1 pseudogene is annotated in these 274 nt (G+C 44.2%); it reads right to left on the reverse strand.

Annotated features, from left to right (window positions below):
- A pseudogene (locus tag AAEZ00_RS21170) lies at positions 1-261 on the reverse strand (efflux transporter periplasmic adaptor subunit); the annotation flags it as partial.
- Positions 262-274 lie beyond the last annotated feature (13 nt).

Genomic DNA, 274 nt, shown 5'->3' on the forward strand with positions numbered 1-274 from the left:
GTATTGATTAGATGTGACGGCTATGCTGTCTATTTTTCCTGCGACTTGTGGCGCTATCATTACCGAGTGAGTTGCCGCCAGTTTTCCTATTAAGGTAATTGATTGCGAAAGCTCATGTTGTTCAACGGTGGCGGTGATGACAGGAACCACTTTTTCAGCGCGAGGAGGTGTGGGCGCGGCAACACCATTGGAAATAAACCCAACATATCCCATCATCAATACGGTAGTCGAAAAAAGACATTGGCTAAGTTTTTTGATCATTTAAGTACACATC

It is taken from the genome of Shewanella sp. S1-49-MNA-CIBAN-0167 (assembly GCF_040310145.1).
Lineage (GTDB): Bacteria > Pseudomonadota > Gammaproteobacteria > Enterobacterales > Shewanellaceae > Shewanella > Shewanella psychromarinicola.